Origin of the sequence: Methyloceanibacter caenitepidi, assembly GCF_000828475.1 — a bacterium.
In the GTDB taxonomy this organism is placed as follows: domain Bacteria; phylum Pseudomonadota; class Alphaproteobacteria; order Rhizobiales; family Methyloligellaceae; genus Methyloceanibacter; species Methyloceanibacter caenitepidi.
Window position 1 is genome coordinate 654,420 of the sequence record NZ_AP014648.1, and the last position, 19,488, is coordinate 673,907.

Here is a 19,488-nt window from a genome sequence, read left to right on the forward strand (position 1 = left end):
ATGGCCCGCGGAACGCAGTTTCTCGACCTGATTGTTCAGGTCCGCAACGAGACGGGCCGGTCAAACGCTGTCGCTGTCGGCGTTGAGGATGTCGAAGGGCTCAAGTCGCACATCAATCGCGTCTACGAGCTCTTGTGGAACGAGTACACCTGGCCGCATCTGCGGCAGGAATTCTCCAAGACCCTCAACGCCGGGCAGCAGTATTACGATCTTCCCAGCGGCCTCGATGTCGAGAACATCGATAAGGTCGCGCTGATCTATAACGGTCTCACCTACAACATCGACCGCGGCATCACGTTCGCCGACTATGACATTTGGGATCCGGCGGCGAACGAGCGCAGCGATCCGGTGCTTAAGTGGGACGTAAAATACGTCGCTTCCGCGGGCGTCGAGCAGATCGAAGCGTGGCCGCTGCCGGCGGCGACGCAGACGCTCAAGTTCTTCGGGCAGTTGGCGTTCGCGCCGATGGTCGACGACGACGACATCTGCCTGCTGGATGACACCCTCGTCGTACTGTTCACGACCGCGCGCATTCTGAAACGGCAGAAGGACCCGGATGCCGATGACGCGCTGAGCGCCGCGAATGCGCGGCTGGCGAAGCTGCGTAAGCGGATGAGCACCGGGGAGGCTCCCTGCCGCCTTGGCGTCGGAGTCGACGACTACCGGGCAACGCCTACCAGGGCCATCGTTCGCATTTCGGGGACGTAATGGCCTACCTCCATGTGAGCGATTTCAAGTACGGGATGGACCGAAGGCGCCCCCAAGCGTCTGGAATCCCCGGCACACTTTGGCTCGGCAAAAACTGTGTAATTTCTCGGGGCGGCGACATCGTTGGCGCGAAGAAGTGGGTGCCGGCGTACACCCTCCCTGCGGGCACGTTCGGCCTGTATATGCTTGACGGGCAGCCGTATGTGTTTGGCTCCGCCAGCACTCCTGGCGGGCTCCCCGTCGGCGTGCAGTACCAGCAGCTTGCGGCGCCGAGCACGCCCGACATGATTAGGGTCGTCGATGTCAAAGCCTTCGACGGCAAGCTCTACGTCGTGGCTGAATACGACGACGGCAATCTCTACCATTTCTACGACGGCAGCCGTGTGACCGGGTGGGACACGCTCGGGGACGCCAACAGCTCCTATGAAGCCGTGGCCGAGGCCCTTGCTGCGCGGATCGAAGCCAGCGGCGTTGTGCGCGCCCGCGTTGCTGGCGCGGCCATTCAGATCACGGCTAAGACGGCCGGGACGGAGTTCACCTGCACGGCGGCCGCTACCGATGTCGACGCCGATTCAAGCGTCCCCACGGCGACCCGTAGCGCGGTCACTGCGAATGTGTCGGAAGTGGAAGAAGTGCTGTCAACGGGGTCCGTGCAGATCACGGGGGGCACTTTCGACCCCGGCAACAACAAGATCAACCAAGTCACCGTCAACGGGGTGCCGCTGCTCGAGGATCCTGTTCTGTGGACCACATCCAACAACGCCACGGCTAATGCTCTTGCGATCGAGATCAACAACAATTCGCTGACCAGCGGGTACTCGGCGACGGCGGCCGATGACACAGTGACGATCAGCGCGGCCCCTGGCACCGGCACCACCCCGAACGGCTACGCGGTAGCCAGTGTGCCCGCCGGCGATGTCACGACGATCGATGCCAACATGGCGGATGGCGTTGCCTACGTCGCCCCCGTGGCCCAGGTGGACAAGGTTGTCATCGCTGGCAGCTCCTTCGACGCTACTGATCTTTGGCAAGTCGTTGTCAACGGCACGACATATCAGACTACCGGCCGAGCCGCGGGCACGGGTACGTCAGTTTTCGTGTTCAAGAAGCGGGTGTGGTCGACCGCAAGAAGCCTCTTGCGCTACTGCCAGGTCAACGATCCTGCAGACTGGACGACGACAGCGACCCCGGCGTCGGATGCTGGGTTCATCAATATCTCGTCAGATTCGGAAGGTGCGCAGAGTCTTGTGTGCCTCGCCAAATATTACAACTCGGCGGCCATTTTCTCGCGGCAGACGATTACGTTCTACCAGCTCTTCGTCGACGCGACGAACAATGCGCTCGACAATTCGCTCGAGAGCACCGGAACCGTGTCCGCACGCAGCGCCATCCCGTACGGCAACAACGATGTCTACTATCTGAGTGACAGCGGCATTCGGTCGATCCGTGCCCGCGAAGGCACCGATACTCCGGCTGTCAGCGATGTCGGCTCCGCGCTCGATCCCTTCGTTCAGGAGGTTATGCGGGCTGTCGATGGAGACACTTTGGGCCGCGCGGTCGCCATCATCGAGCCTATTGACGGCCGGTACATGCTGGCTGTTGGCGACAAGATCATCACCTTGTCCTATTTCCCGTCGTCGAAGATCACTGCGTGGACGTACATCGAGCCCGGTTTCAGTGTGACCGATTTCGCCAAGTCGGGCCGTGAACTCTATTCCCGCGCGGGGGATACGATCTACATCTACGGTGGCTTCGACGGGGAGACATACCCCGATGAGGACGAGCAGGAAACGGTGTTCGAAACTCCGTTCATGGCCGCGAACGATCCTGCGGGCAAGAAACAGCTCACCGGGTTTGACGCCGCGCTGGAAGGCGATTGGGTTGGCAAGATCCTTGTCGATCCGAACGACACGCAAAAAGTGCTCAACATCCCCGCAGGGGTCTTGAATAGGACGACCTACCATTTGCCGGAGATCAAGATTCCCGGTCTCACTTCGCACATGGCTTTCCGAGGAACCTGCGCGTCGGCGGGCATGCGCGTCTTTTCCAGTTTGGCCATCCATTACGACAAGGAGGGCGCGGCTTGAGGATCGAACCTACCGAAGTTTGGCATCTGCTAAGAATACTTGACGATCTATCTGAGCAGAACCGGGCTGAGCATGAAGTCCTCGGGCTGTCGCAGTTTAGTGTCCTGCGCAACGCCCAAGAGTTCATGAAGAAAGGGCACGCCTATACCGGGGTTTACAACGGCCGACCGGTGTTTGCATTCGGCGTCATCCCCGATCAAGGCTTTCACAGCACATGGTTTCTGGCCACGGCTGAGTATTTCAACAGGCTGCGAGTGCAGGGCGTCGTCCATGCGCGGAGGTTTCTTAAAGAAATAGTTAACAAGCACGGCCCCCTTGTCACTGGTTCTGCTTCCCCTCATCCGGGGGTAGACCGGTGGTTCCAGATTCTAGGCTTTCAGAAGTACGATGAAATTGACGGGGTAAAGTGGTTCGTCTATTATCCGCCAAGAGCAGACGTAAGGCCGGAAGTCGCTGCGCCGGGCAATCATGCCAAGGCAGCAGAAGATGTGTTTCGGCGACGATAGCGCAAAGGACCGTGCAAGGGCCGAGCGCAGAAAAGCAGCCCAAACAGCCCAGCAGACGAAGAACGAGGAGCGGAAGCGGCAACGCGACATCCGCCGCGGCGAGCGCAATGTTGATTCGGCTTTCCGGCCGTTCAACAACAGCTATTTCAAGAAGTTCCGGAACGACTACACCGGGTACTACTTCCCGCAGCTAGAGGACCAGTTCAAAGAGGGCAAGGCGTCGTTGTTCGGCGCGCTGGCCGAGCGGGGCCTCGACGAATCCACCGTCGGGATCGATGCCCAGGCGGACCTCCTCGAGAACTATCAAGGCGAACGGGCCCGCGTGGCCAATGAGGCTGCCGACCGGTCGAACGAGCTGCGCGGCCGGGTCGAGGACGCCAAGACGAACCTCTACGCGCTCAACAAGAGCTCGGCAGATCCGCGGGGCATCAATGCTCGAGCCCTCGGCTCTGCCCGCGCCCTTGTGGCGCCGCAGGCATTCACTCCGCTTGGGCAGGTGTTCGCGGCGGGCCTCGAGCCGTGGCTGAACTACGGCAAGAACCTGCAGGGCCGGCCGGGCGCGGGCTATTCCTCGCCCTATAGCGCAACGCCGACCGGCAGCGGATCGGGAAGGGTGATTGGGTAATGTGCACCGGTATTGAACTTGCAGCCCTCGCTTCCCTCGCGACGACTGTTGTGGGGTCCGGGGTCAGCGCCTACGGCGCCCACCGCGCTGGCCAGGAGCGGGACGCCAACGCTGCGCGGGAAGCCGCTGCGCGCAATGCCGAGCTTGAGGACGTGCTTCGCCGCAATCGTAAGATCGCGGATGAAAGCCGTGACCTCTACACCAAGCGCGAAGAGGCCATCGCTCCGAAGAACACGAAGCGCGCCCAGGAAGAAGCCACCCAGGACCGTACCAATATCCTCACCGACGCCATCTCCGGCCCCGAAGAGGTTCCGATCAGCGGGTCCGCGCCGGAGGTCGTGAAGACGGACCTTGCTAAGCGGCTCGGCGAAGCCGTAAGCGGCGCCAAGGAAGAGGCCAAGGCGTTGGGCAAGGTCGGCAGCTACGGCGACTTTTGGTTCAATCAGGGGCTCGCCGACACCGAGCTCGGGCGGGGCATCGAGACGCGCAGCAATTTCCAGCAGGGCAACCTAAATCTTCTGCCATACAGCTCCGACCTCGCGGCGTTCCAAACCTACAAGCCGTCGACCGGCATTGGCGAGGCGATGATGGCCGCTGGCCCCGCCCTCGGTCAGGCCGGCGAGGCGTACTATGGCGCCGTGACCCGGCCGAAGACGCAGAAGAAATACCAATCGCCGTTCATGGGGACGTAAATGCCGCAGATCATCAATGCTTTTCGTGGCACATCCCCGATCGCTGAAACGATCCGGTCTCTCAGTGGTACGCTTCTTGGCTCGCCGGGCGATCAGACATCGGATGCACTGAAGCGCGAGCAGCTTTACGCCGCGCAGCGGGAAAACGTGGAGACCGATAATTACGGTCGCCAGATCGCCGAGGGCGGCGCCGACACCGCTTGGCGTAGCCCCGTGGCCCAAGCCATGCTGTTCGCCAGCGGGCGCAACGCGGGCTCGACGCAGGGCGCCTTCAACGCCAATCAGAGCCGCATGGCGGCGCAGCACGCAGCCTCCTTGGCGGAGAGCCGCCGGGCGTCCGAAGCGGCGCTGACCGAGAACGCGCGGCAGTTCAATCAGACGCCTCTGGAAGCTCTGCAGAACGGCGCTCCGGTATTCGTGCCGCGCGCGGGTGCTTTCGAGGAAGGTGTCTCTCCGGTCCTGTCGGACGCGGAGCGGAAGGGCACCTTGGCCGGTCAGAATTTTGGCAGCTTCAACAAGTTGCCGATCGAGGAGCAGACCTATCTTGGTGCGGACCCGTCGGCGGCGAAGCCGGGGGCGACGTGGAACTACATCGCCGACGGCAAATCGTATCTTACGAACGATCAGGCGGCCGCCAGGGGCGTCGACCTCAATGGCAACCCGCTGCCGGCGGGCGGCTACAAAGGCACGGTCGAGGGCGCTGCCGGCGACGTGGGTGTCACTGGCAAGGCCAAGATCGACAACGATCTGCTGACCTCGCGCACCAATACCGACATCGCGGTCAACGCGATCGACGGGCTTTCCGCGAAGCTGCAGACCCCTGACGCGGGCGCGGCGATCGGCGTGCTTGGGCAGGGCGCGCGGCTGTTCAACGATGTCCGGGCACAGATCGAAGCCGCAGGTGCAATGTTCAACGAGCCGAGCGCGGATGTGGTCATCGGCAACCCCGAGAGCCAAGCCGCGCTTGACCAGGGCATGAACGCCTTGCTCGGCGACCCGGAGACGCAAAGCCGGCTCCGCCAACTCGGTATCGATTCTTCGATCCTGCGGTCCAACATTCAGGACTTGGCGTACATCATCGCGAAGGCGCAAGGCGGCCCCGCCGACAAGCTTTCCGAGAACGATGTCGCCCGCGCCGTCGCTACGATCGGCGGCTCACTGCAGGATCCGTCGGCCATGGTCGAAGTGCTGGCCGATCTGAAGATCAAGCTGCAGACGCAGCAGGCCATCCGCGAACGCAATCTCATGGAGACGTTTCCCGGCGCCAACTTCACGCCGCGGGAGATGCCCGCGGCCCCGTCGCCGCAGGCGGCCCCGCAGGTCGTCAATCCTGGCCAAGGGTCCGGGGACGGCCCCGTTGATTGGCAGACCTACTTCGGAGGGTCGTGATGCCCGTTGTGACGATGCCCGACGGTGTGCCTGTCGCCTTTCCCGACGACATGCCGCCGGAGCAAATTCGGTCGCTGATCGAACAGAAATTCCCCGACGCGGCCGCACAGGCGAGCGCCCAGCGCCCGCAGCTTGATCTTGAGGTCGAGCAGCCGGGCGTTGCGGGGGAGGAGCCGGGCGTCGGCAATGTCTGGCAGGGCCGCATGGGCAACAACCCGCTCACGGCGGGCATCGGCGCGGTGTTCGATCTGTTTGGCCCGGCGGCGTCCTCGCGCGGCGCCATTGAGGGCGTCAGCGATCTTGCATCGGTGGCCAATCCCGTCGGCGGGGGGTCGCTTGCCCGAATGCTGCCGAAGGCCATGGATCAGATATTCGGCCCGGCCGACGAGATGTCGCCCCGCGAGAACCTGGGGCGCAACGTCGTTCGGTTGGGCACGAACGCGATCATCCCGGCCGCCGGCATGGCGGGCAACGTGGAGCGCGCTGCCCGTCCGGCGGCCACGTTTGCCGGTCGCATGGGGCAGAAGCTCATGGAACCGTATGCTGTCAACCCCGGCCGCGCCGTGGCTGGCGATGTTGCGGGCGGCGTCGGCGCCGGCACCGGTATCTCGGCCTACGAGGAGTACGCGCCGGAGAGTGTTCAGGAGAGCGGGTGGGATCCTGTAGCGAAAACGGTGGCCGCCCTTCTCGGCGGTGTCGGCGGCATCACGGCGATGCAGGGCGCGCGGGGCGCGGTCAATACGGCGCGGACGGGCGTGAAGTCTCGCCTCGGCCTAGACAATGAAACGACGCTTCCTGTGAACGAGGCGACCGGTCAGTTCTTCAAAGCCGATGAAGTGAACGAGGCCGCTAAGTTCGTTCAGGAGGGCGCGAGCGATCCGGAAGCTGCCGTCCGTACGATGCGCGAAACCATTTCGCAGCTCGGCGACGGGCCGCTGCCGACGACAGGCCCGCTCACAAACGATGTCGGCATGCTTCAGATGGAGGGCGGTCTGCGCCGGAGGGGGCCGAAGCCCTTCATCGAGCGCGACCGCGCCGTAGACACCGCGGCGTCGGCGCGCACGTCGGCGCTGGCGCCTGAAGGGTCCACGGGCCGCGATGCGACCGACTACCTTGAGAACGTGCAGCGCGAGCGCGTCGGCCAAGCGCAGATGGAGGAGCGCAACGCGCAAGAGGCGCAAGATTTGCTGCGGCGGACCCGCCGGCAGGAAGCCGCGCCGTTGCAGTCCATGGCCGGCGAGGGTGGCCGCGCAGCGGCTCGCATCGACGAAACTGTTGTCGACCAGACATTGGTGCCGACGCAGGAGCGCATGTCGGCGAACTACCGGAACGTCGATCCGGATCGCAGCGCCGTCGTGGACGTGTCCGAGTTGGTCGACCAAGCTGACGCCGTGCGCGCGAGCCTCGGCGACCTGAACGACCCCGCCAAGGTGCTGCCGCGCGGCTTATTGAACCGTATCGAGAACACGGTGCCCCCGGAGGATTTCCGTGTCAGCCCGGACGGCACCGCCGCGCGGCCAGTCGCGGAGACCAGCATCGGCGATATCGTCGAGGTCATGCCGGAGATGTCGGCGACGATCTCCCGCGCGCAGAAGGCGCAGAACTACCGGCTGGCCGACAATCTCCGCTCGCTTCGCGACAGCATGAAAGGGGTTGTGGCCGATGCCGCCGAGCAGGGCGATGAGGCCGCGCAGCGGTTCATGCAGGCCGACGAGGACTTCGCCGCGACCATGGGGCCGACATTCAAGCGTGGCCCCGGCGACGAAGCGCAGAAGTTCCGGAAGGACTTCAACCTCGACCGCCACAATCGCTCTACGACGCCGCCCTCGGCTACCGCCGACAGGTTCCTCCGCCCCGGCCAGCCGGAGAAGGCGCAGGCGCTCAACCGCATCTTCGACCAGGCCCCGAATCCGGAGGCCGGCCGTCAGGCAGTGCGCGACTACCTTCTCTCCGATCTGGCCAACAGCGGCGCGATCGACCCGCAGTCGGGCGCGTTGTTGCCGCAAGTCATCCGCCAGTGGCGGCAGCGTTGGGGCGCGTCCCTCGACGAGTTCCCCGAGATCGGCCGGGAAGTTGACGACCTGATCGGCCGCGCGCAGCGAGGCGCCGACATGGAGGGTGCTGCCGAAGATTTGGTCCGTACGGCGCAGCGGGGCGTGGAAGAGGCTCAAACCAACACGGGCGCCCTTCGTTTCGCGCTCGGCAACGACCCGGAGCACATGATCGGTCAGGCGTTGTCGTCTGGCGATTCCGAGCGTGCGATCGGCTCGTTGGTCAATCTGACCGAAGGCAACCCGTCCGCTCGCGCCGGCCTGAAGTCGGCCCTGGTCGACTATCTCGTGAAGACGAAGACAACCTCTGCCGTGGGCAAGACGACCGACAATACGCGGCCGGTCTCGTTCGCCAAGCTCGACGATCTGTTCAAGAAGCACGAGCGCGCCCTGGCCCAGGTGCTCGAGCCGGAGGAGATGAACCAGCTCCGCCAGGTTCACAAGATGCTGTCGATCTCCAAGCGAGACGTGCAGGCCACGACGGGCTCGCAGACGGCCGAGAGGCTGTCGTCCGGGCCGATCTCGGAGCAATCTCTGTTCCCGCTTGAAGCCGCGTTGCGGCTCAAGTTTGGCATGCTCAAAGGCGGCGGCATCATGTCGATCATCAAGAAGGCGCTCCGTCAGATGAAGGGCAGCGAGACCGATAACGTCGACCAATTGATGCGCCAGATGGCGTTCGACCCCGAGCTCGCACGGCATCTTCTGACACGTCAGGTCGACGTGGGCGGCAAGGCGTGGAATGCCAAATTGAACCGCCTGATCGCCTACGGTGCGGGTGCCCGCGCGATCGAGGAAGACGGTGGTGAAGCCCCTCCGCCCGAAGAGAGCCAAAATTAGGCTTGCTTGGAATGTAGAAATCTGAGAAATTTGTCGGGGATTCCAAAAACACGAAATTCGGAGCACCGATGAGCCGACTAGCAAAGAGCGCAGCAGTTATGGCCGCGGCCGTCGCCCTTGTGGGCGCCTGGGAAGGTCTTCGGACAAAAGCTTACCGTGATGCCGTCGGTGTCCCGACGGTATGTTTCGGTGAAACCCGCGGCGTCAAGATGGGCGACCGATATACGGTTGACGAATGCAAAGCCATGCTCGGGGACGGCCTGGCCGATTTCGAGCAGGGCATTCGGAAGTGCCTGAAGGCCCCCGATCGCATCCCCGACAAGACCTACGTTGCGTTCCTGTCTCTCGCCTACAACATCGGCCAATGGGGTTTTTGCAAGAGCTCGGTCGCACGCTACGTGAACGCCTACGCTGACAGTCACCGGATGAGCGATCTCCGCCGGGCATGTGACCGGCTACTCGCTTTCAACAAGGCCGGCGGCCGAAAGCTGCAAGGGCTCGTGAACCGTCGCAGGGACGAGCACCGGCTTTGCATGGAAGGCACCCGAGAAAAAACCGTCACGGGGGTCGAATGATGTTCGGTTCTTGGGGCGGTGTTTTGGATCTCTGGCACGCGGTGTCGGCCTTCGTATCGGCGGGCTTCGTTGGCGGGCTTGCAGCGGCCGTCGGGTTCGGGGCCGGCGCCTTCTACTTTTCGCGAAACCTGATCGGCTTTGTGGCTGCCGCGGCTATCGGCGTTCTGATCGTCGGTGGCGTCGGCTGGTCGTCCGCCATGGATTTGCGGGCTGCAACAAAAATCGCGCAGCTCGAGGCTGAGAAAGCCGCAATCCAACGCGACTTCGACATCGCGAAGCTCGCGGCCGAAGCCCAGGAAAAGATCGTCGCAGAGCAACAGGAAATTTTGATCGACAACGAGGCCGTATTCGACCGCCTCAACGACGCCATCGCGAAGCATGCCGGCGGCAACGACGAGTGCGTGATCTACCCGGACGAATTGGAGGCCATCAATGAGATTCGCTAAAGCACTTGCCGTATTTGCTCTCGCGGTTGCCCTCGGCGGCTGCATGGTAAAGGGCCCCAGCGCCCAGCCATTGGCCGTAAATCTGCCGAAGGCCCCCAGCTACTACCGGGCGTGCTTCGAAAAACTGACCGACATCCCGATCGAGAAGCTGTCGCGCGAACGTGTCGTGCTGCTCGTGGCCGATCTCCGCAAATCCGAAATGGCCAAGAGCCGGTGCGGCAAGGACTTGCTTGCTTGGTACAGCACCGTCCGCGCGGCCTACATGAAAGCGAAATAGTCCAATGGAAACCGTCGCTCTTTCCGTTCTCTTTGCCGTGCTCAACCGCCTCCGTGGGTGGGTCGGCATCCTTGTGTGGCTTGCCGCGGGGGCGTTCGGGCTCATCGTGTGGGCCCTGACCGGCGAGTGGATCGCTGCGGCTGCAGCAACCGGCGCCTTCGTAATCGGCGAGAGTTGGGGCTGGACGAAATGGATCCGGTGCACCCCCGGCCACTTCACGCAGAAGCAATACGACGTTCTGTTCTTGGACGATGACACGGGCAAGATAAATGGCACCTATTGGCTTGCCGAGCTGATAGCCCCGGAGCGGAAGGACTATTGGGCGCACTGTTTCCTCGGGGCCTACCTGCGCGGCTTGTGGTGGTGGCTGCCGGTCTTCGGCGTGCTGGCGTGGTTCGGCCTTGTCAATTTCGTCGACGGCGCGGTGTCCGCAGCGGCTCTCTCGTTCGCTTTCCCCGTCGTCTATTGGCTGGCCTACCGCCTGCCGGAAATCTTTGGCCTTCGATACCTCATGCGCGCCGAGATCATCTACGGCGCGATCTACGGCGCCGTGCTCGGGCTCACGCTGTTTGGGGTTTGAATCATGACGAGACGCTTCACAGAACGATAGAGGGGAGACCACAATGCCCGTACCAATGCCATCTGCCGTCGTACTGATTGTCTGCAAGACTGTTCTGCTCCCCGCCGACCAACACGATGCGAACTCCAAATGGACGGGCTACGAAAACCGCACATGGGCCATCGAGAACTCGATGATGCAGTGCCGGCGGCTTGAAGTCCCGCTCTACGACCAGTCCGAAGCCATGGGCGCGGCGGCCCAGCCCTTCAACCAGCAGCGCTGCCAGCGTGCTTCGCTCATGCTTGGCGTCGAATGGGATCAAGCCCATAAGAGTTCCAGCTACCGCTTCTGGCGGGTGGCCTGCCCGGTGCCGATCGTCGACACGCGCACAGGCGAAGTGATCGCCTGGAAGATGCCGGAATGCGGGCACCGCGACACGGTGATTTGCGAAGTCGATTCGGCGATTTAGCCCAAACTTCCGAGGATCGTCTCAGTAAAATTCTACACGCAAAGCGCATGCGCCCTCTTGACTATGACCAAAATACTAATTATGTCGGGTATTGACGAATGATACGAAATTCACAGATAAAGACAGGGACCAAAACCGGTGATTCGGAGAAACTACGTCAACCCCGCACCAAAGGGCCTGCCCGACGGCGCCCCGCGGGATGCAGTCAAGATAGACTTCGCCAACCGGCTCCAACGGGCCCTCGTGAACAAGGGCTGGAACCAAAGCGAGCTCGCCCGCCGGGCTTCCGAGAAACTGCCCCGCGGCAAGACCATCGGCCGCGACATGGTATCTCACTATGTTCGTGGCGTCGCCTTGCCCCGGCCGGCGCAACTGGAAGCCTTGGCCAAGGCCCTTGGCGTCGAGCCTTCCACACTGCTGCCCACGTCGCCGTCGGCCGCCGACAAGCTGCCGGCTGCCGATATGAAGGCGTTGGAGAACGGCAACGTGTGGCTCCGGATCAATCAAGGCGTCCCTATGACGAAGGGACTACTCATCCTCTCAATCCTCAACGGGCAATACGAAGCGGCTGCCGAATTGCTCAAAAGCGCGATGGCCGAACACGATGAGGATAAGTGAGTTCGCAGATGCCTGTGGGGTATCCATACGAACGATCGAGCGCGCGGTGGCCGCTGGCCGATTCCTCCCCAAAACACGCACAGCCGGCGGCCACATGCGCTTCGGTGTCGAGCAGGTCGAGGAGTTCAAACGATGTCGCGTAAGGCGCGGAAAACGCCCTGGATGGACACCAGAGACGGCCGCTGGGTCGTCAAATGGTGGGACCGCGACACCCAGCAAACCCGGTGCCTCTCACTTCGCACGTCAGACGAAACTGAAGCGCGAGAACGATATGCGGCTTTCCTCGTCGAAGGCGAAGCGATCTTTAAGCCTCGAGGAAATGATGGAATAACGGTCTCTCGGACGCTCGACGACTATTACACCGAGCACGTCTGCGAGACCGACGACGCCGGCAAGCCCAATTGCGCCGACACCGAGCGCCAGGCCATCGCCATCCGGCACCTGAAGAACTACTTCAAAGACGTGCTTCTCTCCGATGTCGATATCCCTATGTGCCGGCGCTATGCGGCAGCGCGGCGGGAAGGCTCGATCGGCGGCGATCGTTTCGGCCACCGCAGGAGAGGCGGGAACGGGACCATTCGCAGGGAACTGAATGTCCTCGTAGCGGCCGCGAACCATGCCTTGCGCTGGAAGCGGACGACTCAAGACAAAATGCCGTCGATCGAGCTCCCCGAAGCCAAGACCCTCGGGCAGGATGAGGAGGCGCCTTTCTACACGAAGGCCGAGCTTCGACGCCTGATCGACGCGGCCGAGGACGAGCTGAAGTGGTTCATCGAGTTGGCCTACTGGACCGGCGCGCGGCGGCGGTCCATCTCAGAGTTGGACCGGTCGCAAGTGAGCTGGGAGCGGAAGCGGATCCTGCTGCAGAAGCCGGACAAGAAGGCCACTAAGAAGCGCCAGCCCATCGTGCCGATCCTGCCCGAAATGGAGCGTCCGTTGCGGGCCCTGTGGGATGCGTCGGAAGGCCGGACCCGCCTGTTCAGCAACATCGACTTCTACGTCCGGTTCAAGGCCCTCTGCATGGCCCAAGGGCTGGCCGATCGGGCGCACCCGCACCTGATACGCCACAGCCGGGCCACCCACCTGCTGCAGGACGGCGTGTCGCTCTATGCCGTGTCCCGGCTGCTGGGCGACACCATGGAGACGATCGAGCGGGTCTATGGCCATCACAGCCACGAGAATCTAGCGGAGCAAATTGGGGGATCGAATGCCAGAGCAGACGACCACGTTGCCGCGTAGCAAAGCCGCCGAAGGGTACGGCCGCTGCCAGGACTGCGACGAGGATTGCTGGGGCCTCGACCACACCTATTGCTGGCTCTACGACCCCGCCAAGGGGCTTTGCCCGTGGCTCTTTCCAGGGCTGACATTTCCGCCTAGAAATGACTCGCATAACAGTGCAGTTACACGTTGATTTTGTCGGGAATTGTCGTTTTTGCACCCGGCGTCGGCCCTAGAAAAACAAGGACTTGGCCAAAATTCTACATTCGCTACACGGCCCTCCGAAGGCAGAGGTCACAAGTTCGAATCTTGTCGGGTGCGCCACTAACAGGGTCCTCCGCGGGCCAAGGCGCCCGCAAGCAGCGCTGTTCCCAGGCGCTACAAGGGGGACGCGTTCGAACGCCTCCGAAGGCTGCCGAGGTCGTCGCGATCAGGAGGGCCGTTGTGAGATCGTTTCTCTTGGCGATCGGTTTGGTACTGTTACCGGCCTCTTCAATCTGTGCCACCCAGGATCAGAACGCCGAGGCCAAGGCCGCCCTGTTGGCCGCCAGCTGTTCGGGATGCCATGCCAAGACCGAAAGCGAAGACGGGTTTCCATCGATCTACGGGCGTCCGGCAGCCGAGATCCGCGACTTGCTTCTCTCTTTTCGATCGGGCCAGCGCGAAAGCACGGTGATGAACCGGCTCGCTAAAGGCTACGACGACAAGGAAATCGAGCTTCTATCGGGCTACATCGCCGCACAGGGGACCGCGCATTGATGCTGAAGGACGGCCTCACTTCCGTGCATGGGCGCGCGTCCGCATGAGTTCGGGCCCGAGCACGCCGACCCGCCGGCGGTTCCTGGCGACGGCTGCGACCGCGGCGATTGCCGCCGGCCTGCCGGCGCGGTTGAAGGCGGCGGGGACGTCTGCACGGGTCGTGGTGATCGGTGGCGGTTATGGCGGTGCGACCGTCGCCCGTTTCTTGCGCGCCGCCGATCCGCGCCTCGAGGTCACGCTGATCGAGCCGAGGCGCGATTACTATTCCTGCGCCTTCAGCAACGCCGTGATCGGCGGCCTGAAGCCGTACTCGATCCTGCGCTTCGGCTATGACGGCGTCGAAGCCGCGGGCGTGCGCCTCGTGTTCGAGAAGGCGATGCGTGTCGATCCCGCCGCGAAGACCGTGCGTACGGATGGGGGAATTGTCTTCGCCTACGATCGCCTGATCATGGCGCCGGGCATCGAATTCATCTGGAACGCGATCGCGGGTTACGACGAAGCGGCGGCGGAAATCATGCCCCATGCCTGGAAGGCGGGGCCGCAGACCTTACTGCTGCGCAAACAGATCGAGGAGATGCCCGACGACGGTGTTGTGGCGATCGCGCCGCCCACCAATCCGTTCCGGTGTCCCCCCGGTCCTTACGAGCGCGCGAGCCTGATCGCGCACTATTTGAAAGCGCACAAGCCGCGCGCGAAGGTGATCATCCTGGACTCCAAGGAGTCCTTCTCGAAGGATCTTCTGTTTCGGCGCGCCTGGAAGGACCTCTACGGCGACAGGATCGAATGGCATGGGATCTTCGATTACGGCCCCGTCATCGCGGTCAAGCCGAAGGAGATGGTGCTGGTGACGGAGGCGCGGGAGTTCCGCGTGGACGTCGCCAATATCATCCCGCCCCAACAGGCACCCGCAATCGCGCGCGACGCCGGTCTTGCGGACGCGACAGGCTGGTGTCCGATCAATCCGGTGACTTTCGAGTCGCGTCTGCAGCCTGGGATCCACGTTCTCGGCGATGCTTCGATCGCCGGCGCCATGCCGAAATCCGCGTTCTCCGCGAACGCACAAGGCAAGGTGTGCGCGATGCAGGTCGCCCGTCTTCTAAGCGGCGAAGCGCCGATTCCGACCAAGCTGGATAATGTCTGCTACAGCCTCGTAGCGCCCGACTACGGCATCTCCGTCGCCGGCGTTTACAGGCAGGGCGAGGATGCCATCGAGGCTGTCGAGGACGCCGGCGGCGTCAGCCCCATCCACGCATCGGAAAAATTCCGGCGGAGCGAGGCCGGTTACGCCGGGGACTGGTTCGAGACCATCACGCGACAGGTCTTCGGCTGACGCGTATGCCTCGAAGACGGATCACCAGCTGAAACGGGCGGGCTGGAGCCGCTTGAACGCCGCCGCGCTTGACGCCGAGGACGGCAACGGCGTACGCGGGGTGTCGTCGGGTTGGGTAGGGGGGTCGATCGCGATGTGGCAGGGGGTGCTTCAATCTGCGCTCGGACTTTTTGTGCTGTTGGGCTTCGCCTGGGCGATTAGCGAGGACAGGCGCGCTGTATCCGCGCGAGTGGTGGCGAGCGCGATGGCGCTGCAGGTGGTTCTCGCCCTCCTACTCTTGCGTGTGCCGCCGGTCACGGTCGCGCTATCCTGGCTCAACAAGGCCGTCGAGGCAGTGCGCCAGGCGACGCTCGCCGGGACGTCCTTTGTGTTCGGCTATCTGGGCGGCGGGCCAACGCCTTTCGAGGCCACCGCGCCGCAAAACGTCTTCATCCTCGCGACGCAAGGCCTGCCGCTCATCCTGATCGTGAGCGCGTTGAGTGCGTTGCTGTTCTACTGGCGCATCCTGCCGAAGATCGTCCAAGGCTTCGCCTGGCTGCTCGAGCGCACGATCGGTCTCGGCGGCGCCGTGGGCGTTGCGTCGTCCGCCAATGTCTTTGTCGGCATGATCGAGGCGCCGCTGTTGATCCGCCCGTACCTGCGCGACTTGAGCCACGCCGGACTTTTCTTGGTGATGACCGTTGGTATGGCGACGATCGCCGGAAACATGTTCGTGCTCTATGCGGCGATTCTGTCGCCTGTACTGGCCGACGCGGCTGGAACGCTGATGACTGCGTCGGTGATTAGCGCGCCGGCCTCAGTCGCTATTGCCGCGCTGATGGTGCCGGGCGACTACACGGGCGATGCAGTCGAGCAGCACGGTCCGGATGAAGATGCCACCAGCGCGGCCGAGGCGCTCGTCAACGGCACGCTAAACGGCCTCCGGGTCGTGGTCGCCGTGGCGGCACTATTGATCGTGGCCGTTGCCCTCGTGCATCTCGTGAACATGGGGTTGGGCCTGTTACCTGAGATCGGCGGGTTCAAACTGAGCCTTCAGCGCATGCTCGGCTGGCTGCTGGCGCCGGTCGCCTGGCTCATCGGCATTCCCTGGACCGAGGCCGGGCTCGCGGGCGAACTGATGGGCACCAAGATCGTGCTCAACGAGCTGGTCGCTTATCTCTCCATGGCGGAACTGCCCGAGGGCGCGTTGTCGCCGCGCAGCGACGTGATCCTGACCTATGCCCTGTGCGGCTTCGCCAATCTCGGCAGCCTCGGCATCATGCTGGGCGGCCTCGCCACCATGGTGCCGGAGCGGCGCGCGGAGATCGTGGCTCTCGGCCCCAAAGCGCTGATCGCCGGCACGATCGCCTGTTTCATGACAGGCGCCATGGCGGGACTATTCGCCTGAGCCCCCGGCGTCGGGCCTCTTGTCCGTGAAGGCGTTCACCAGCGGGCCGAGGTCGCGCGCCGTATCCCAGTCGCCGCCGTTCATTGTTTGCCCCAGCCGCACGACTACCAGGTCCTTGGAGGGGATCATGGCCACGACCTGCCCGTTATGGCCAAGCATGTAGAACGAGTCGGCGGGCATCGGCGGCTCGCCGAGATTTGCCGACTTCTCCAGTTTCAGCCAGACCTGCGCGCCGTATCGGTCGTTGGGGGATTGAACGGTCGGCCGCGTCGTATAGGCGACCCAGCCTTCGGGGAGGATCTGCTCGCCGTCCCACCGGCCGTCCTGAAGGTACAGAAGTCCGAGCCGCGCCCAATCGCGCGCGGAGGCGTAAAGAAACGCGCCGCCCATAAACGTGCCGGCAGCGTCGGGCGCGAGCTGCGCCGTGCGCATGCCGAGCGGGCCGAAAAGGCGCTCCCGCGGGTAGCGCAAATAGTCGCGCTCGTCGTCGAACGTCTCGCGCAGTACGCCGGACAGTATCGCCGCCGTGCCCGTCGAGTACGACCAATGAGTCCCAGGAGCGTAGGCGAGCGGCTTCGAAGCGGCGAACGCCGCCGTATTCCCTTGCACGAACATCATCTGTGACACGTCGCTGAGCTTGTCGTCCGGGTCCTCGTGAAAGGCCAGTCCCGAAATCATCCGCAATAGCGTGTTGAGCGTGATCTCGCCGCGCATGTCGTCGCGCCCGAGCCACTCGGGCATTAGACGTGTATCGTCGAGCCCAAGTTTCCCGTCCTTGACCCGAAGACCGATGAGCGCGTTCGTGCCCGTCTTGCTCATGGACCATCCGACGAGCGGCATATGCGCATCGAAACCAGGGGCATAGCGTTCGGCGACGATACGGCCCTTGTGCACGACCACGAGCGCACGCGTGGCGCGTGGCCGTTCCGGGTCGGGGTCGGCGAAGATCGCATCCACGGCCTGGGAAGCCGCCGGACCATCCACGCCGTCGGGCCATGCGAAGTCCGCGCGCCAAGCGCCGGCCGCAACGCGCGACCCTTGCGGCCACTCTGCGTCCGGCGCCGCCGGCGGGTCCGCGTCAAACGGATCGCGCGCGCGCGCGGCATAGGCGGCCGCCGATTGATCCCGAACCAGCGTGCAGCCGAGCCCTTCCTGAAAGACTGCCGTCTGGCCGGCAAAGCCGACGCCGAGCGGAGAAGCACGCACAGTCTTCGCCGTGTCGTCCACATGGGCGGTGAACGGCGCCAATGGCCCAAGGCCCGGACCCGACAGATCCTCGGCCATGACCGCGTCGAAGGTTCGGCCCGAGACGAACAGGCCTGCGCAAAGCTGCTGGGCCATATAACCGGAGCCGAGCAGGGCAATGCGGTAGAGCGGCGGTACGGCGAGGTACGCGACGGCCGCGATCGCAATGGCCAGCGCCACCAGCCAGACCTTGCCTGAGCGCTTCAAGGTTTTGGACACGGGGCTATGTTCCGCCCGCTAAAGCTCTTGCGCCGCCTTGAGCACCTCGTCCACGTGGCCCGGCACCTTCACCTTGCGCCAGATACCGCGAATGACGCCCTTGCCGTCGATGAGAAAGGTCGAGCGGTCGATACCCATATATTTGCGGCCGTACATGCTTTTCTCGACCCAGGCGCCATAGTCTTCACAGACCGCGCCATCTTCGTCGGATGCCAGAGGGAAGGTGAGGTCGTACTTGTCCTTGAACTTGTCGTGCTTCTTCACAGGGTCCTTCGAGACGCCGATGACCTTGGCTTTGGCCTTCGAGAAATCGGGAAGCGCGTCGCGGAATCCGCAGGCTTCCTTGGTGCAGCCTGGCGTGTCGTCCTTAGGATAGAAGTAGAGGATGACGGTTTCGCCCTTGAGGTCTTTCAAGGAGATGTTACCGCCGCCGTCCGTCGGCAGGTTGAAATTGGGCGCCTTATCCCCGACCTCTAAGCTCATTGTCCGCTCCTTCTGGGTTTGACCTTCACGACTATCCGCACAAGAGGCCTTGACCATGACGAACGCCAATGAAGCTTGGCCAGACCTACCATACTCGGCATGGCGTGACACGTCCGCCACATTGCACTTGTGGTCTCAGATTGTCGGCAAGATCCGTCTCGTTCAATCGCCCTGGCTCAACCATTCTTGGCACTGCACACTCTATGTCACTCCGCGCGGCCTGACGACATCGACCATTCCTCACGGAGAGCGCACGTTCGATCTGACGTTCGACTTCGTCCGCCATCTTCTCGTCGTGTCGTCGGACGACGGCGTTACCAAAGAGATCGGTCTCTATCCGCGAACCGTGGCCGACTTCTATGCGGCGGTCATGGCGGCTTTGTCGGAGCTCGGTCTTTCTGTCCGCATCCATGAGATGCCGAACGAAATACCCGATGCCGTCCCCTTCAGCGATGACCTGACCCATGCGGCCTATGACCCGGTCTATGCGGAGCGGCACTGGCGCGCGCTCGTTCAAATCGACCGCGTTTTCAAACTGTTCCGATCGTCGTTCCTCGGCAAGTCCAGCCCCGTGCATTTCTTTTGGGGCAGTTTCGATATGGCGGTCACGCGCTTCTCGGGACGGACCGCGCCGCTTCATCCCGGCGGGGTCCCGAATCTCCCCGACGCCGTCGCGCAGGAAGCCTACAGCCACGAAGTGGCCAGCGCCGGGTTCTGGCCCGGCAGCCCCGGCGTCGAGTACCCGGCCTTTTATGCCTATGCCTATCCGGAGCCCGAGGGCTACGCCGAGGCGCCGGTCGGGCCTGACGAAGCGTTCTATCACCAGGAGCTGAAAGAGTTTGTGTTGCCCTACGACGCGGTCAGGGCGGCACCCGATCCCGATCGAGCGTTGCTGGACTTTCTGATCAGCACTTACGAGGCGGCGGCCGACGGCGCCAGCTGGGACCGCGCTGCCCTGGAGTGCCCTCTGGGCGTGCCGGGCAAGCCGCGCGCCGTGTGAGAGGCCGT

At 63.4% G+C, this 19,488-nt stretch carries 20 protein-coding genes, 1 tRNA gene and 1 pseudogene; 20 read left to right on the forward strand and 2 right to left on the reverse strand.

All coding sequences use genetic code 11. The features are described 5' to 3' along the window. The 19 genes and pseudogenes from GL4_RS03110 (at position 1) to GL4_RS03195 (ending at position 16,533) form a co-directional block, all read left to right on the forward strand. Positions 1 to 708 (forward strand): phage adaptor protein, encoded by a 708-nt coding sequence (locus GL4_RS03110; protein ID WP_045364457.1) that lies wholly within the window; start codon positions 1 to 3, stop codon positions 706 to 708. 140 nt (positions 709 to 848) lie between these two features. Further along, complete coding sequence (locus GL4_RS03115; RefSeq protein WP_156137366.1) at positions 849 to 2,795, forward strand: hypothetical protein; 1,947 nt, start codon at positions 849 to 851, stop codon at positions 2,793 to 2,795. Next, positions 2,792 to 3,301 carry a hypothetical protein gene (locus tag GL4_RS03120; RefSeq protein WP_045364462.1) on the forward strand — a complete coding sequence of 170 codons (510 nt, stop codon included), beginning with the start codon at positions 2,792 to 2,794 and terminating at the stop codon, positions 3,299 to 3,301. Before GL4_RS03115 ends, GL4_RS03120 begins: the two co-directional genes overlap by 4 nt. After that, positions 3,264 to 3,926, forward strand: coding sequence for a hypothetical protein (locus GL4_RS03125; RefSeq protein WP_172653279.1), 663 nt, complete (start codon positions 3,264 to 3,266; stop codon positions 3,924 to 3,926). Before GL4_RS03120 ends, GL4_RS03125 begins: the two co-directional genes overlap by 38 nt. Continuing rightward, on the forward strand, positions 3,926 to 4,618 hold the full coding sequence (locus tag GL4_RS03130) for a hypothetical protein (protein ID WP_045364467.1): 693 nt from the start codon (positions 3,926 to 3,928) through the stop codon (positions 4,616 to 4,618). The genes GL4_RS03125 and GL4_RS03130 overlap by 1 nt, the downstream gene beginning before the upstream one ends. Further along, entirely contained in the window at positions 4,619 to 6,007 is a 1,389-nt protein-coding gene (locus tag GL4_RS03135; RefSeq protein ID WP_045364470.1) for a hypothetical protein, read from the forward strand. Beyond that, positions 6,007 to 8,895 carry a hypothetical protein gene (locus GL4_RS03140; protein ID WP_045364473.1) on the forward strand — a complete coding sequence of 963 codons (2,889 nt, stop codon included), beginning with the start codon at positions 6,007 to 6,009 and terminating at the stop codon, positions 8,893 to 8,895. Before GL4_RS03135 ends, GL4_RS03140 begins: the two co-directional genes overlap by 1 nt. Before the next feature lie 68 nt (positions 8,896 to 8,963). Then, the gene (locus GL4_RS03145; protein ID WP_045364475.1) at positions 8,964 to 9,470 is read left to right on the forward strand and encodes a lysozyme; all 507 of its coding nucleotides are present in this window, start codon (positions 8,964 to 8,966) and stop codon (positions 9,468 to 9,470) included. Beyond that, complete coding sequence (locus tag GL4_RS03150; RefSeq protein ID WP_045364478.1) at positions 9,467 to 9,916, forward strand: hypothetical protein; 450 nt, start codon at positions 9,467 to 9,469, stop codon at positions 9,914 to 9,916. The genes GL4_RS03145 and GL4_RS03150 overlap by 4 nt, the downstream gene beginning before the upstream one ends. After that, positions 9,903 to 10,193, forward strand: a complete 291-nt coding sequence (locus GL4_RS03155; protein WP_156137367.1) for a hypothetical protein — start codon at positions 9,903 to 9,905, stop codon at positions 10,191 to 10,193. The genes GL4_RS03150 and GL4_RS03155 overlap by 14 nt, the downstream gene beginning before the upstream one ends. 4 nt (positions 10,194 to 10,197) lie before the next feature. Further along, a complete protein-coding gene (locus GL4_RS03160) occupies positions 10,198 to 10,773 on the forward strand; it encodes a hypothetical protein (protein ID WP_045364484.1) in 576 nt (191 codons plus the stop codon). A 55-nt stretch (positions 10,774 to 10,828) separates the two neighbouring features. Next, positions 10,829 to 11,221, forward strand: a complete 393-nt coding sequence (locus GL4_RS03165) for a hypothetical protein (protein WP_045364487.1) — start codon at positions 10,829 to 10,831, stop codon at positions 11,219 to 11,221. Positions 11,222 to 11,359: 138 nt separating this feature from the next. Continuing rightward, a complete protein-coding gene (locus GL4_RS03170; protein WP_045364490.1) occupies positions 11,360 to 11,839 on the forward strand; it encodes a helix-turn-helix domain-containing protein in 480 nt (159 codons plus the stop codon). Continuing rightward, positions 11,826 to 11,918: pseudogene (locus GL4_RS18185) on the forward strand (hypothetical protein); the annotation flags it as partial. The gene GL4_RS03170 and the pseudogene GL4_RS18185, both read left to right, overlap by 14 nt. Before the next feature lie 53 nt (positions 11,919 to 11,971). Then, on the forward strand, positions 11,972 to 13,078 hold the full coding sequence (locus tag GL4_RS03180) for a tyrosine-type recombinase/integrase (RefSeq protein ID WP_082025429.1): 1,107 nt from the start codon (positions 11,972 to 11,974) through the stop codon (positions 13,076 to 13,078). 195 nt (positions 13,079 to 13,273) lie between these two features. Beyond that, positions 13,274 to 13,381, forward strand: a tRNA-Arg gene (locus GL4_RS17395). A gap of 120 nt (positions 13,382 to 13,501) precedes the next feature. Further along, the gene (locus GL4_RS03185; protein WP_156137369.1) at positions 13,502 to 13,816 is read left to right on the forward strand and encodes a c-type cytochrome; all 315 of its coding nucleotides are present in this window, start codon (positions 13,502 to 13,504) and stop codon (positions 13,814 to 13,816) included. A gap of 43 nt (positions 13,817 to 13,859) precedes the next feature. After that, positions 13,860 to 15,146 (forward strand): NAD(P)/FAD-dependent oxidoreductase, encoded by a 1,287-nt coding sequence (locus GL4_RS03190; protein WP_052464082.1) that lies wholly within the window; start codon positions 13,860 to 13,862, stop codon positions 15,144 to 15,146. A 133-nt stretch (positions 15,147 to 15,279) separates the two neighbouring features. Next, complete coding sequence (locus tag GL4_RS03195; RefSeq protein ID WP_045369313.1) at positions 15,280 to 16,533, forward strand: NupC/NupG family nucleoside CNT transporter; 1,254 nt, start codon at positions 15,280 to 15,282, stop codon at positions 16,531 to 16,533. Here GL4_RS03195 and GL4_RS03200 read toward each other — a convergent pair. Continuing rightward, positions 16,522 to 17,997 carry a serine hydrolase domain-containing protein gene (locus GL4_RS03200; protein ID WP_052464083.1) on the reverse strand — a complete coding sequence of 492 codons (1,476 nt, stop codon included), beginning with the start codon at positions 17,995 to 17,997 and terminating at the stop codon, positions 16,522 to 16,524. The two genes, GL4_RS03195 and GL4_RS03200, sit on opposite strands and share 12 nt — an antisense overlap. An 18-nt stretch (positions 17,998 to 18,015) precedes the next feature. Beyond that, positions 18,016 to 18,480: a thioredoxin-dependent thiol peroxidase gene (gene bcp / locus GL4_RS03205; RefSeq protein ID WP_045369315.1), complete on the reverse strand. Its 465-nt coding sequence runs from the start codon at positions 18,478 to 18,480 to the stop codon at positions 18,016 to 18,018. Positions 18,481 to 18,535: 55 nt separating this feature from the next. Here bcp and GL4_RS03210 point away from each other — a divergent pair, with 55 nt between their 5' ends. Next, entirely contained in the window at positions 18,536 to 19,480 is a 945-nt protein-coding gene (locus tag GL4_RS03210) for a DUF5996 family protein (RefSeq protein ID WP_045364502.1), read from the forward strand. The last annotated feature ends 8 nt before the right edge of the window (positions 19,481 to 19,488 follow it).

Coding starts and splice junctions, on each gene's coding strand:
- GL4_RS03110 (WP_045364457.1), top strand. CDS start 1: ATGGCCCGCGGAACGCAGTTTCTCGACCTGATTGTTCAGGTCCGCAAC.
- GL4_RS03125 (WP_172653279.1), top strand. CDS start 3,264: ATGCCAAGGCAGCAGAAGATGTGTTTCGGCGACGATAGCGCAAAGGAC.
- GL4_RS03130 (WP_045364467.1), top strand. CDS start 3,926: ATGTGCACCGGTATTGAACTTGCAGCCCTCGCTTCCCTCGCGACGACT.
- GL4_RS03135 (WP_045364470.1), top strand. CDS start 4,619: ATGCCGCAGATCATCAATGCTTTTCGTGGCACATCCCCGATCGCTGAA.
- GL4_RS03140 (WP_045364473.1), top strand. CDS start 6,007: ATGCCCGTTGTGACGATGCCCGACGGTGTGCCTGTCGCCTTTCCCGAC.
- GL4_RS03145 (WP_045364475.1), top strand. CDS start 8,964: ATGAGCCGACTAGCAAAGAGCGCAGCAGTTATGGCCGCGGCCGTCGCC.
- GL4_RS03150 (WP_045364478.1), top strand. CDS start 9,467: ATGATGTTCGGTTCTTGGGGCGGTGTTTTGGATCTCTGGCACGCGGTG.
- GL4_RS03155 (WP_156137367.1), top strand. CDS start 9,903: ATGAGATTCGCTAAAGCACTTGCCGTATTTGCTCTCGCGGTTGCCCTC.
- GL4_RS03160 (WP_045364484.1), top strand. CDS start 10,198: ATGGAAACCGTCGCTCTTTCCGTTCTCTTTGCCGTGCTCAACCGCCTC.
- GL4_RS03165 (WP_045364487.1), top strand. CDS start 10,829: ATGCCATCTGCCGTCGTACTGATTGTCTGCAAGACTGTTCTGCTCCCC.
- GL4_RS03180 (WP_082025429.1), top strand. CDS start 11,972: ATGTCGCGTAAGGCGCGGAAAACGCCCTGGATGGACACCAGAGACGGC.
- GL4_RS03190 (WP_052464082.1), top strand. CDS start 13,860: ATGAGTTCGGGCCCGAGCACGCCGACCCGCCGGCGGTTCCTGGCGACG.
- GL4_RS03195 (WP_045369313.1), top strand. CDS start 15,280: ATGTGGCAGGGGGTGCTTCAATCTGCGCTCGGACTTTTTGTGCTGTTG.
- bcp (WP_045369315.1), bottom strand. CDS start 18,480: ATGAGCTTAGAGGTCGGGGATAAGGCGCCCAATTTCAACCTGCCGACG.
- GL4_RS03210 (WP_045364502.1), top strand. CDS start 18,536: ATGACGAACGCCAATGAAGCTTGGCCAGACCTACCATACTCGGCATGG.